The organism is Streptomyces sp. NPDC033178, from assembly GCF_055577685.1.
Map to the genome: position 1 here is coordinate 78,142 of NZ_JBVIPT010000025.1, position 12,810 is coordinate 90,951.

General features: G+C 69.3%; 11 protein-coding genes. All 11 read left to right on the forward strand.

The features are described 5' to 3' along the window. Positions 1-2 precede the first annotated feature (2 nt). The 11 genes from ACZ5VQ_RS43125 (at position 3) to metK (ending at position 12,723) form a co-directional block, all read left to right on the forward strand. On the forward strand, positions 3-1,289 hold the full coding sequence (locus ACZ5VQ_RS43125) for a dihydroorotase (protein ID WP_189839870.1): 1,287 nt from the start codon (positions 3-5) through the stop codon (positions 1,287-1,289). Beyond that, complete coding sequence (locus ACZ5VQ_RS43130; protein WP_469109787.1) at positions 1,286-1,888, forward strand: PH-like domain-containing protein; 603 nt, start codon at positions 1,286-1,288, stop codon at positions 1,886-1,888. Before ACZ5VQ_RS43125 ends, ACZ5VQ_RS43130 begins: the two co-directional genes overlap by 4 nt. Beyond that, on the forward strand, positions 1,885-3,084 hold the full coding sequence (gene carA / locus ACZ5VQ_RS43135) for a glutamine-hydrolyzing carbamoyl-phosphate synthase small subunit (protein ID WP_469109788.1): 1,200 nt from the start codon (positions 1,885-1,887) through the stop codon (positions 3,082-3,084). The genes ACZ5VQ_RS43130 and carA overlap by 4 nt, the downstream gene beginning before the upstream one ends. Continuing rightward, positions 3,077-6,385: a carbamoyl-phosphate synthase large subunit gene (carB, locus tag ACZ5VQ_RS43140; protein WP_469109789.1), complete on the forward strand. Its 3,309-nt coding sequence runs from the start codon at positions 3,077-3,079 to the stop codon at positions 6,383-6,385. Before carA ends, carB begins: the two co-directional genes overlap by 8 nt. 99 nt (positions 6,386-6,484) lie before the next feature. Beyond that, positions 6,485-7,594, forward strand: a complete 1,110-nt coding sequence (locus ACZ5VQ_RS43145; protein ID WP_469109790.1) for a quinone-dependent dihydroorotate dehydrogenase — start codon at positions 6,485-6,487, stop codon at positions 7,592-7,594. Continuing rightward, positions 7,591-8,439 carry an orotidine-5'-phosphate decarboxylase gene (pyrF, locus tag ACZ5VQ_RS43150; protein WP_469109791.1) on the forward strand — a complete coding sequence of 283 codons (849 nt, stop codon included), beginning with the start codon at positions 7,591-7,593 and terminating at the stop codon, positions 8,437-8,439. The genes ACZ5VQ_RS43145 and pyrF overlap by 4 nt, the downstream gene beginning before the upstream one ends. 256 nt (positions 8,440-8,695) lie before the next feature. Next, the gene (locus tag ACZ5VQ_RS43155; RefSeq protein WP_005319887.1) at positions 8,696-9,019 is read left to right on the forward strand and encodes an integration host factor; all 324 of its coding nucleotides are present in this window, start codon (positions 8,696-8,698) and stop codon (positions 9,017-9,019) included. Between the two features lie 38 nt (positions 9,020-9,057). Continuing rightward, positions 9,058-9,651, forward strand: a complete 594-nt coding sequence (gene gmk / locus ACZ5VQ_RS43160) for a guanylate kinase (RefSeq protein WP_362084471.1) — start codon at positions 9,058-9,060, stop codon at positions 9,649-9,651. A 48-nt stretch (positions 9,652-9,699) separates the two neighbouring features. Beyond that, entirely contained in the window at positions 9,700-9,972 is a 273-nt protein-coding gene (gene rpoZ / locus ACZ5VQ_RS43165) for a DNA-directed RNA polymerase subunit omega (RefSeq protein WP_030610454.1), read from the forward strand. A 102-nt stretch (positions 9,973-10,074) separates the two neighbouring features. Further along, the gene (gene coaBC / locus ACZ5VQ_RS43170) at positions 10,075-11,277 is read left to right on the forward strand and encodes a bifunctional phosphopantothenoylcysteine decarboxylase/phosphopantothenate--cysteine ligase CoaBC (RefSeq protein ID WP_469109792.1); all 1,203 of its coding nucleotides are present in this window, start codon (positions 10,075-10,077) and stop codon (positions 11,275-11,277) included. Between the two features lie 237 nt (positions 11,278-11,514). Continuing rightward, positions 11,515-12,723 carry a methionine adenosyltransferase gene (gene metK, locus ACZ5VQ_RS43175; protein ID WP_055613855.1) on the forward strand — a complete coding sequence of 403 codons (1,209 nt, stop codon included), beginning with the start codon at positions 11,515-11,517 and terminating at the stop codon, positions 12,721-12,723. Positions 12,724-12,810 lie beyond the last annotated feature (87 nt).

Below are 12,810 nucleotides of genomic sequence, written 5' to 3' on the forward strand. Positions count from 1 at the left end.
ACATGAGCAAGATCCTTATCCGTGGTGCGAAGGTGCTCGGCGGCGAGCCGCAGGACGTGCTGATCGACGGTTCCGAGATCGCGGCCGTGGGCAGCGGCCTGTCGGCCGAGGGTGCCGAGGTCGTCGAGGCCGACGGCAAGGTGCTCCTGCCGGGGCTCGTGGACCTGCACACCCATCTGCGTGAGCCCGGCCGCGAGGACTCCGAGACGGTCCTGACCGGTACGCGCGCGGCGGCCAGTGGCGGCTACACCGCCGTGTTTGCCATGGCCAACACCTTCCCGGTCGCCGACACCGCCGGTGTCGTCGAGCAGGTCTACCGGCTGGGCCAGGAGCACGGCTACTGCGACGTGCAGCCCATCGGCGCCGTCACCGTCGGCCTGGAGGGCAAGAAGCTCGCCGAGCTGGGCGCGATGCACGAGTCGGCCGCGGGCGTCACGGTCTTCTCCGACGACGGCAAGTGCGTCGACGACGCCGTGATCATGCGCCGCGCGCTCGAATACGTGAAGGCCTTCGGCGGGGTCGTCGCGCAGCACGCGCAGGAGCCCCGGCTCACCGAGGGCGCCCAGATGAACGAGGGTGTCGTCTCCGCCGAGCTGGGCCTCGGCGGCTGGCCCGCGGTGGCCGAGGAGTCGATCATCGCCCGGGACGTCCTGCTCGCCGAGCACGTCGGATCGCGCGTGCACATCTGCCACCTCTCCACCGCCGGGTCCGTCGAGATCGTCCGCTGGGCCAAGTCCCGCGGCATCGACGTCACGGCCGAGGTCACCCCGCACCACCTCCTCCTCACCGACGAGCTGGTGCGCTCGTACAACCCCGTCTACAAGGTCAACCCGCCGCTGCGCACCGAGCGCGACGTCATGGCCCTGCGCGAGGCGCTCGCCGACGGCACGATCGACATCGTGGCCACCGACCACGCCCCGCATCCGCACGAGGACAAGGACTGCGAGTGGGCCGCGGCCGCCATGGGCATGGTGGGCCTGGAGACCGCGCTGTCCGTCGTCCAGCAGACGATGGTCGAGACCGGGCTGCTCGACTGGGCCGGGGTCGCCGACCGCATGTCGTTCAAGCCCGCCGGCATCGGCCGGGCGCAGGGCCACGGCCGTCCCGTCTCGGCAGGCGAGCCCGCCAACCTCACCCTCGTCGACACGGCATACCGTGGAGCCGTGGACCCCGCGGGCTTCGCTTCGCGCAGCCGCAACACTCCGTACGAGGGTCGTGAGCTGCCGGGCCGTGTCACGCACACGTGGCTCCGGGGCAGGGCCACGCTCGTCGACGGGAAGCTCGCGTGACATCACTCACCCCCATTGCAGCGCAGTTCACAGCGGACATCGCCGCGGAACAGAAGTCCGCGGAAGTCACCGACTGGGCCGCCCGTATCGGCTGGCTCGTCGGCCTCGTCCTGTTCGTCGCGCTCGTCTACTGGCTGATGCGCGAGGGCTGGAAGTGGCGCGGCGCGCTCCAGGGCGACCTTCCCGAGCTGCCCACCGCGCCGGAAGAGCCCGGCGAGGCGAGACTGACGATGAGCGGCCGCTACCACGGCTCCACCACCGCCGGGCAGTGGCTCGACCGCATCGTGGCGCACGGCCTGGGCACCCGCAGCCGGGCCGAGGTCACGCTGACGGACGCGGGACTGGATGTCGTACGCCCCGGAGCTGCCGACTTCTTCGTGCCCGCCGCGCAACTGCGTGAGGCCCGGCTCGACAAGGGCATCGCGGGCAAGGTCCTCACCGAGGGCGGGCTCCTCGTCATCACCTGGGAGCACGGCGACCGGCTGATCGACTCCGGCTTCCGCTCCGACCACGCGGCCGAACACAACGAGTGGGTCGACACCCTGAACAACATGATCAACACGAGCGACAAGAGCGACAAGACGGAAGGCGCACGATGACGACCTCCATCCAGGGAACCGCCTCGCAGAGGCGAAAGGCGGCTCCCGCCGTACTCGTCCTGGAGGACGGCCGGACCTTCCGCGGCCGAGCCTACGGGGCCGTGGGGGTGACCTTCGGCGAAGCGGTGTTCTCCACCGGCATGACCGGCTACCAGGAGACCCTCACCGACCCGTCGTACCACCGCCAGGTCGTCGTGATGACCGCCCCGCACGTCGGCAACACCGGCGTCAACGACGACGACCCCGAGTCCAAGCGCATCTGGGTCGCCGGCTACGTCGTACGGGACCCCGCGCGCGTGCCCTCCAACTGGCGCTCCCGGCGCTCGCTGGACGAGGAGCTCACCCAGCAGGGCGTCGTGGGCATCAGCGGGATCGACACCCGCGCGCTCACCCGCCATCTGCGCGAGCGCGGCGCCATGCGCGTCGGCATCTTCTCCGGCAACGCGCTGCCCGACGAGGGCACCATGCTCGCCGAGGTGCGCCAGGCCCCCGAGATGAAGGGCGCCAGCCTCTACGAGGAAGTGGCCACCAAGGAGACGTACGTCGTCCCCGCGATCGGCCCCGACGGCGCAGCCGTCCCGATCGGTGCCGCGAAGTACACCGTCGCCGCCGTGGACCTCGGCATCAAGGGCATGACCCCGCACCGCATGGCCGAGCGCGGCATCGAGGTGCACGTGCTGCCCGCGACGGCGAGCGTCGAGGACATCTACGCGGTCGAGCCGGACGGCGTGTTCTTCTCCAACGGTCCCGGCGACCCGGAGAAGGCCGAGCACCCCGTCGCCCTGATGCGTGCCGTGCTGGAGCGGAGGACGCCGCTCTTCGGCATCTGCTTCGGCAACCAGATCCTCGGCCGCGCCCTCGGCTTCGGCACGTACAAGCTGAAGTACGGCCACCGGGGCATCAACCAGCCCGTGCAGGACCGTACGACCGGCAAGGTCGAGGTCACCGCGCACAACCACGGGTTCGCCGTCGACGCGCCGCTCGACAAGGTCTCCGAGACCCCCTACGGACGTGCCGAGGTCTCGCACGTCTGTCTGAACGACCAGGTCGTCGAGGGGCTGCAGCTGCTCGACCAGCCGGCGTTCAGCGTCCAGTACCACCCTGAAGCGGCAGCGGGTCCGCACGACGCCGCCTACCTGTTCGACCGCTTCACGTCTTTGATGGACACAGTCCTGATGGAGGGCCAGCGTGCCTAAGCGCACCGACATCCAGTCCGTCCTGGTCATCGGCTCCGGCCCGATCGTCATCGGCCAGGCCGCCGAGTTCGACTACTCCGGCACCCAGGCCTGCCGCGTCCTCAAGGCCGAGGGCCTGCGGGTCATCCTCGTCAACTCCAACCCGGCGACGATCATGACCGATCCGGAGATCGCCGACGCGACGTACGTCGAGCCGATCACCCCGGAGTTCGTCGAGAAGATCATCGCCAAGGAGCGGCCGGACACCCTGCTGCCGACGCTCGGCGGCCAGACCGCCCTCAACACCGCGATCTCCATGCACGAGCAGGGTGTGCTGGAGAAGTACGGTGTCGAGCTGATCGGCGCCAACGTAGAGGCGATCAACAAGGGCGAGGACCGCGACCTCTTCAAGGACGTCGTCGAGGCCGTCCGCGAGAAGATCGGGCACGGCGAGTCCGCCCGCTCGGTCATCTGCCACTCCATGGACGACGTGATCCAGGGCGTCGAGACCCTCGGCGGCTACCCCGTCGTCGTCCGCCCCTCCTTCACCATGGGCGGCGCCGGCTCCGGCTTCGCACACGACGAGGAGGAGCTGCGCCGGATCGCGGGCCAGGGCCTCACGCTCTCGCCGACCACCGAGGTGCTCCTGGAGGAGTCCATCCTCGGCTGGAAGGAGTACGAGCTGGAGCTGATGCGCGACAAGAACGACAACGTCGTGGTCGTCTGCTCCATCGAGAACTTCGACCCGATGGGCGTCCACACCGGCGACTCGATCACGGTGGCGCCCTCGATGACGCTGACCGACCGCGAGTACCAGCGCCTGCGTGACATCGGCATCGCGATCATCCGTGAGGTCGGCGTCGACACCGGCGGCTGCAACATCCAGTTCGCGGTGAACCCGGACGACGGCCGCATCATCGTCATCGAGATGAACCCGCGTGTGTCGCGTTCCTCGGCCCTCGCGTCGAAGGCGACCGGTTTCCCGATCGCCAAGATCGCCGCCAAACTGGCCGTCGGCTACACCCTCGACGAGATCCCGAACGACATCACGGAGAAGACGCCGGCGTCCTTCGAGCCCACGCTCGACTACGTGGTCGTCAAGGCTCCGCGGTTCGCCTTCGAGAAGTTCCCCTCCGCCGACTCCACGCTGACCACGACCATGAAGTCGGTCGGCGAGGCCATGGCGATCGGCCGCAACTTCACCGAGGCGCTGCAGAAGGCGCTGCGGTCGCTGGAGAAGAAGGGCAGCCAGTTCACGTTCGTCGGCGAGCCCGGCGACAAGGCCGAGCTGCTGGCCGAGGCCGTCCGGCCGACCGACGGGCGCATCAACTCCGTCATGCAGGCCATCCGTGCGGGCGCCACGCCCGAGGAGGTCTTCGACGCCACGAAGATCGACCCGTGGTTCGTGGACCAGCTGTTCCTGATCAAGGAGATCGCGGACGAGCTGGCCGCCGCCGACAAGCTGGACCCGGAGCTGCTCGCCGAGGCCAAGCGCCACGGCTTCTCCGACGTCCAGATCGGCGAGATCCGCGGCCTGCGCGAGGACGTGGTGCGCGAAGTGCGGCACGCGCTGGGCGTACGCCCGGTCTACAAGACGGTCGACACCTGCGCCGCCGAGTTCGCGGCCAAGACGCCGTACTTCTACTCCTCGTACGACGAGGAGACCGAGGTCGCGGCCCGCGAGAAGCCCGCGGTGATCATCCTCGGTTCCGGTCCGAACCGCATCGGCCAGGGCATCGAGTTCGACTACTCCTGCGTCCACGCCTCCTTCGCGCTGAGCGACGCGGGCTACGAGACCGTGATGGTCAACTGCAACCCGGAGACCGTCTCCACGGACTACGACACCTCCGACCGGCTGTACTTCGAGCCGCTCACGCTTGAGGACGTGCTGGAGATCGTCCACGCGGAGACGCTGGCCGGACCGGTCGCGGGTGTGATCGTCCAGCTCGGCGGCCAGACTCCGCTGGGCCTGTCGCAGGCGCTCAAGGACAATGGCGTGCCGATCGTGGGCACTCCGCCCGAGGCCATCCACGCCGCCGAGGACCGCGGCGCCTTCGGCCAGGTCCTCGCGGAGGCCGGTCTCCCCGCGCCGAAGCACGGCACGGCCACCACCTTCGCCGGGGCCAAGGCCATCGCCGACGAGATCGGCTACCCGGTCCTCGTCCGGCCGTCGTACGTCCTCGGCGGGCGCGGCATGGAGATCGTGTACGACGAGACGCGGCTGGCCTCGTACATCGAGGAGTCGACCGAGATCAGCCCGTCCCGGCCGGTCCTGGTCGACCGCTTCCTGGACGACGCGATCGAGATCGACGTGGACGCGCTGTACGATGGCCACGAGCTGTACCTCGGCGGTGTCATGGAGCACATCGAGGAGGCCGGCATCCACTCCGGCGACTCGGCGTGCGCGCTGCCCCCGATCACGCTGGGCGGCTTCGACATCAAGCGCCTCAGGGCCTCGACGGAGGCCATCGCGAAGGGTGTCGGGGTCCGCGGACTGATCAACATCCAGTTCGCGATGGCGGGCGACATCCTGTACGTCCTCGAAGCGAACCCGCGTGCCTCGCGCACCGTTCCCTTTACCTCGAAGGCGACCGCGGTGCCGCTGGCCAAGGCCGCCGCCCGGATCTCGCTGGGCGCGACCGTCGCCGAGCTGCGCGCCGAGGGGCTGCTGCCGGCCGTCGGTGACGGCGGTGAGCTGCCGCTGGACGCGCCGATCTCCGTCAAGGAGGCCGTCATGCCGTGGTCGCGCTTCCGCGACATCCACGGCCGCGGCGTCGACACGATCCTCGGACCGGAGATGCGCTCCACCGGCGAGGTCATGGGCATCGACTCGGTGTTCGGCACGGCGTACGCCAAGTCCCAGGCGGGCGCGTACGGCCCGCTGCCGACCAAGGGACGTGCCTTCATCTCGGTCGCGAACCGCGACAAGCGCTCGATGATCTTCCCGGCGCGTGAACTGGTCGCCCACGGCTTCGAGCTGCTCGCCACGTCCGGCACGGCCGAGGTGCTCAAGCGCAACGGCATCAACGCCACCGTCGTGCGCAAGCAGTCCGAGGGCGAGGGCCCGAACGGCGAGAAGACGATCGTCCAGCTCATCCACGAGGGCGAGGTCGACCTCATCGTCAACACGCCGTACGGCACCGGGGGCCGCCTCGACGGCTACGACATCCGTACGGCGGCGGTGGCCCGTTCCGTGCCCTGCCTGACGACCGTCCAGGCGCTCGCCGCGGCCGTCCAGGGCATCGACGCGCTCAACCACGGCGACGTGGGAGTGCGTTCGCTCCAGGAACACGCCGAGCATCTGACCGCGGCCCGCGACTAGCAGCCCTGAGGGGGACATCGGAAACGGTGTCCCCCTCTTCATGAGCCTTCTTCGTGAGGCTCTTCCTGCTTCATGAGGCTCTTCCTGAGGACACTGATCATGTACAAGCTCTTCTTCCGGCTCGTGTTCCAGCGCATGGACCCCGAGCAGGCGCACCACCTCGCCTTCCGCTGGATCCGGCTCGCCGTCCGTGTCCCCGTCCTGCGGACCTTCGTCGCCGCCGTGTTCGCGCCCCGTCACAAGGAGCTGCGGACCGAGGCGTTCGGGCTGCGGATGCACGGGCCGTTCGGGCTCGCGGCGGGCTTCGACAAGAACGCGGTCGCCATCGACGGGATGTCGATGCTCGGCTTCGACCACATCGAGATCGGCACGGTGACGGGGGAGGCACAGCCGGGCAACCCCAGGAAGCGCCTGTTCCGCCTTGTGCCGGACCGCGCGCTGATCAACCGCATGGGGTTCAACAACGAGGGCTCCGAGGCCGTGGCGGGGCGCCTGGCGGTCCGTACGCCCGTCTTCAGGACCGTCGTGGGCGTCAACATCGGCAAGACCAAGGTCGTCCCGGAGGCCGAGGCCGCCGCCGACTACGTGAAGTCCACCGAACGGCTGGCCGCGTACGCCGACTACCTCGTCGTCAACGTCAGCTCGCCGAACACGCCCGGGCTGCGCAATCTCCAGGCCACGGAGTCGCTGCGGCCTCTGCTGACCGCCGTCCGCGAGGCCGCCGACCGGACGGTGACCACGCGCCGGGTACCGCTGCTGGTGAAGATCGCGCCCGACCTCGCCGACGAGGACGTCGACGCCGTCGCCGACCTCGCCGTCGAACTCGGCCTGGACGGGATCATCGCCACGAACACCACCATCGCGCGCGAGGGACTCGGTTTGAAGTCCGAACCCCCCCTGGTCGGCGAGACGGGCGGACTCTCGGGCGCCCCGCTGAAGGCGCGCTCCCTGGAGGTGCTGCGGCGTCTCTACGCGCGCGTGGGGGACCGGATCACCCTCGTGGGCGTCGGCGGGATCGAGAACGCCGAGGACGCCTGGCAGCGGATCCTCGCGGGCGCCACGCTCGTCCAGGGCTACAGCGCCTTCGTCTACGAGGGCCCCTTCTGGGGCCGCGCCGTCCACAAGGGCCTCGCCGCCCGCCTGCGCACCAGCCCGCATGCCACCCTCGCCGACGCGGTCGGCGCCGACGTAAGGAAGACGACGGTATGACTGAGCCTTTCGGATCGCGGCTGCGCCGCGCCATGGACGAGCGTGGACCGCTGTGCGTCGGGATCGACCCGCACGCCTCCCTGCTCGCCGACTGGGGTCTGAACGACGACATCGCGGGTCTTGAGCGCTTCAGCCGCACCGTCGTCGAGGCGCTGGCCGACCGGGTGGCCGTACTCAAGCCCCAGAGTGCGTTCTTCGAGCGCTTCGGGTCGCGCGGCATCGCCGTACTGGAGAAGTCGGTCGAGGAGGCGCGCCAGGCTGGGGCGCTGGTCGTCATGGACGCCAAGCGCGGCGACATCGGCTCGACCATGGCGGCGTACGCTTCCGCCTTCCTGGAGAAGGGCTCGCCGCTCTTCTCGGACGCGCTCACCGTGTCGCCGTACCTCGGCTACGGATCGCTGAAGCCGGCGGTCGACCTCGCGCGGGAGAGCGGATCGGGGCTGTTCGTGCTCGCGCTGACCTCCAACCCGGAGGGCGGCGAGGTGCAGCACGCGGTACGCCCCGAGGACACGGCCCTCCGCAATGTGGGCGCGACCATGCTGGCCCATCTCGCCGAGGAGAACGCGGGGGAGACCCCGATGGGCTCCTTCGGGGCGGTCGTCGGCGCCACGCTCGGCGATCTGTCCTCGTACGACCTCGACATCAACGGCCCGCTCCTCGCACCCGGAATCGGTGCCCAGGGAGCCACACCGGCCGATCTGCCGGGCGTGTTCGGCGCGGCGGTGCACCGGGTGGTCCCGAACGTCAGCCGGGGTGTTCTGCGTCACGGACCCGACATCGGCTCGCTACGCGCGTCATCGGACCTCTTCGCCGAGCAGATCAGGGCGGCCGTGGCGGCTGCCTAGCGCTTTTCGCGGGCGGCCTTCAGGCGTCCCGCGTCTGAATACATCCTCAAATCCGGGGCATTTTGTCCGGAATGTCGGACTCGACGGAGGCTGACCAGGACTTTTCCGCTGTTCTCGCTGACTCCGGCGGACTTGCCCGCTAGTCTCCGACGCAGAGTGAACGGGCAAGAGCGTTGCTCGTTGCTCCCCAGGTGTGGGGCGACTAGGTTCCTCACCGGTCCGTATCCGACAGTTCGACATCCGAGGTGACGTAGGCGTGGCTCTTCCGCCCCTTACCCCTGAACAGCGCGCAGCCGCGCTCGAAAAGGCCGCCGCGGCTCGCCGGGAGCGGGCCGAGGTCAAGAATCGACTCAAGCACTCCGGCGCCTCCCTTCACGAGGTCATCAAGCAGGGCCAGGAGAACGACGTCATCGGCAAGATGAAGGTCTCCGCCCTCCTGGAGTCCCTGCCGGGCGTGGGCAAGGTCCGCGCCAAGCAGATCATGGAGCGACTTGGCATCTCCGAGAGCCGCCGTGTGCGCGGTCTCGGCTCCAACCAGATCGCGTCTCTCGAGCGCGAGTTCGGCGGCGGTGCTGCCTGACGTTCTCGGGCACCCCTGAGAACCTGGATAATCACCGCATGGCTGCAACACCCCGGGGGACGACCCCCGTACCCCCGGACGTACGTCCGCGGCTGACCGTGCTCTCCGGCCCCTCAGGGGTCGGCAAGAGCACGGTCGTCGCCCATATGCGCAAGGAACACCCCGAGGTCTGGCTCTCGGTGTCGGCCACGACCCGCAGGCCGCGCCCCGGGGAGAAGCACGGTGTCCACTATTTCTTCGTCAGCGACGAGGAGATGGACAAGCTGATCGCCAACGGCGAACTGCTCGAATGGGCGGAGTTCGCGGGCAACCGCTACGGGACACCGCGCAGGGCCGTGCTCGAACGGCTGGAGTCGGGTGAGCCGGTCCTCCTGGAGATCGATCTCCAGGGAGCCCGGCAGGTCCGCGAGTCCATGTCGGACGCTCTGCTGGTGTTCCTGGCTCCTCCCTCCTGGGAGGAGCTCGTGCGCAGACTCACCGGGCGGGGCACCGAGCCGCCCGAGGTCATCGAGCGTCGGCTGGAGGCCGCCAAGATCGAACTGGCGGCCGAGCCGGAGTTCGACGTGACCCTGGTCAACACCTCCGTCGAGGACGTGGCGCGCGAGCTGCTAGCCTTGATGGAAGTTGTTTGATCTTTCAGGTCACTGTCAGGTCAATTTCCACCTTTCGGAAGGCAGAGCGTGTCCTCTTCCATCACCACGCCCGAGGGCATCATCAACCCTCCGATCGACGAGCTCCTCGAGGCAACCGACTCGAAGTACAGCCTCGTGATCTACGCCGCCAAGCGCGCGCGCCAGATCAACGCGTACTACTCGCAGCTCGGTGAAGGCCTCCTTGAGTACGTCGGTCCCCTCGTCGACACGCACGTCCACGAGAAGCCGCTCTCGATCGCCCTGCGCGAGATCAACGCGGGTCTCCTGACGTCGGAGGCCGTCGAAGGCCCGGCGCAGTAATATTTTCGGCTTGCAGTTCGTTTTTCCACAGGCCCGGCAGCGCGACTGCCGGGCCTGTGGTGTGTGATGGGGACGTACGTTTTCCGAGGTCCGGGGAGAGACGTGGACAAGCCGAAGGTCGTACTGGGGGTCAGCGGTGGCATCGCCGCGTACAAGGCCTGTGAGCTGCTGCGGAGACTGACCGAGTCGGGGCACGACGTGCGCGTCGTCCCGACGGAGTCCGCGCTGCACTTCGTCGGCGCCGCGACCTGGTCCGCGCTCTCCGGCCACCCCGTGTCCACCGAGGTCTGGTCGGACGTCCACGAGGTCCCGCACGTCCGCATCGGGCAGGGGGCCGACCTGGTCGTCGTCGCCCCCGCCACCGCGGACATGCTCGCGAAGGCCGCCCACGGCCTCGCCGACGACCTGCTGACGAACACGTTGCTCACCGCCCGGTGCCCGGTCGTCTTCGCCCCCGCCATGCACACCGAGATGTGGGAGCACCCGGCCACCCAGGAGAACGTGGCGACGCTGCGCCGCCGCGGCGCCGTCGTCATCGACCCCGCGGTGGGGCGCCTGACCGGTGTGGACACGGGCAAGGGGCGGCTGCCCGAGCCGTCGGAGATCTTCGAGGTCTGCCGCAGGGTGCTCGCGCGCGGCGTCACCGAGCCCGACCTCGCCGGCCGGCACGTCGTCGTGAGCGCCGGCGGCACGCGCGAGCCGCTCGACCCGGTCCGCTTCCTCGGCAACCGCTCCTCCGGGAAGCAGGGGTACGCCCTCGCGCGCACCGCTGCCGCCCGGGGCGCCCGGGTCACGCTGATCGCCGCGAACACCGGCATGCCGGACCCGGCCGGAGTCGACGTCGTACAGGTCGGGACCGCAGTGCAGTTGCGCGAGGCCGTGCTCAAGGCGGCGCCGGACGCCGACGCCGTGGTGATGGCGGCGGCGGTCGCGGACTTCCGGCCCGCCGCATACGCGGCCGGAAAGATCAAGAAGAAGGACGGCCAGGAACCGGAGCCGATCGTTCTGGTCCGTAATCCGGACATCCTCGCGGAGATCTCGGCGGACCGCGCCCGCCCTGGCCAGGTGATCGTCGGTTTCGCCGCCGAGACGGACGACGTCCTGGCCAACGGCCGGACCAAGCTTGAACGCAAGGGCTGCGACCTCCTCGTGGTGAACGAGGTCGGCGAACGCAAGACCTTCGGCTCCGAGGAGAACGAGGCGGTGGTGCTCGGCGCCGACGGAAGCGAGACCCCGGTGCCGTACGGGCCAAAGGAAGCCCTGGCCGAGACCGTGTGGGATCTCGTGGCGCGTCGCATCGGGTGAATGTCTCATTCGCTTCAACAGACCCGCTGGAACCGCCGGATCGGGGTGTGGGAGCCTGGCGCAGAAGGTTCGTCGTGTCGCAGAATGCCCGTGCCGCAGGTCACAGCGCTTCCGAGAGGCGAGACAGTAGCCCGGCGGCAGAGCGCGACCGATAAACTGTTCTCGGACGACGCCGGGCGCAGCCCCCGGCAGTCCGCCAATGATCAGCCAGCAGCCGCTGCAACCTCAGGGAGCGTTGTGTCCCGTCGCCTGTTCACCTCGGAGTCTGTGACCGAGGGTCACCCCGACAAGATCGCTGACCAGATCAGTGACACCATTCTCGACGCGCTTCTGCGCGAGGACCCGCATTCCCGGGTCGCCGTGGAGACGCTGATCACCACCGGCCTTGTGCACGTGGCCGGAGAGGTCACCACCAAGGCGTACGCGCCGATCGCGCAGCTCGTGCGCGACAAGATCCTCGAGATCGGTTACGACTCCTCGAAGAAGGGCTTCGACGGCGCGTCCTGTGGCGTTTCGGTGTCCATCGGCTCGCAGTCGCCCGACATCGCGCAGGGCGTCGACACGGCGTACGAGAAGCGTGTCGAGGGTGACGAGGACGAGCTCGACAAGCAGGGTGCGGGCGACCAGGGCCTGATGTTCGGTTACGCGACGGACGAGACGCCGGCGCTGATGCCGCTCCCGATCCACCTCGCGCACCGCCTGTCGCGCCGCCTCTCCGAGGTCCGCAAGAACGGGACGATCCCGTACCTGCGCCCGGACGGCAAGACCCAGGTCACCATCGAGTACGACGGCGACAAGGCGGTCCGTCTGGACACGGTCGTCGTCTCCTCGCAGCACGCGTCGGACATCGACCTGGACTCCCTCCTGGCCCCCGACATCCGCGAGTTCGTGGTCGAGCCGGAGCTGAAGGCCCTCCTCGACGACGGCATCAAGCTGGAGACCGAGGGCTACCGCCTGCTGGTCAACCCGACCGGCCGCTTCGAGATCGGCGGCCCGATGGGCGACGCCGGCCTCACCGGCCGCAAGATCATCATCGACACCTACGGCGGCATGGCCCGCCACGGCGGCGGCGCCTTCTCGGGCAAGGACCCGTCCAAGGTCGACCGCTCCGCCGCGTACGCGATGCGCTGGGTCGCCAAGAACGTCGTCGCCGCGGGCCTCGCCACCCGCTGCGAGGTCCAGGTCGCCTACGCGATCGGCAAGGCCGAGCCCGTCGGCCTCTTCGTCGAGACCTTCGGCACCGCCAAGATCGACGCCGAGAAGATCGAGACGGCCATCACCGAGGTCTTCGACCTCCGCCCGGCCGCGATCATCCGCGACCTGGACCTGCTCCGCCCGATCTACGCCCAGACCGCCGCGTACGGCCACTTCGGCCGTGAGCTGCCCGAGTTCACCTGGGAGAGGACGGACCGGGTGGACGCGCTGCGGAAGGCTGCGGGGCTGTAGGTCCTGCTGTTTTTCGGCCAGCTGTTTCGGGGGGGGACGGGGGAAACCAAAAGGAGGCGGGGGCTTCCCTATTCGGCGGCCTCCTTC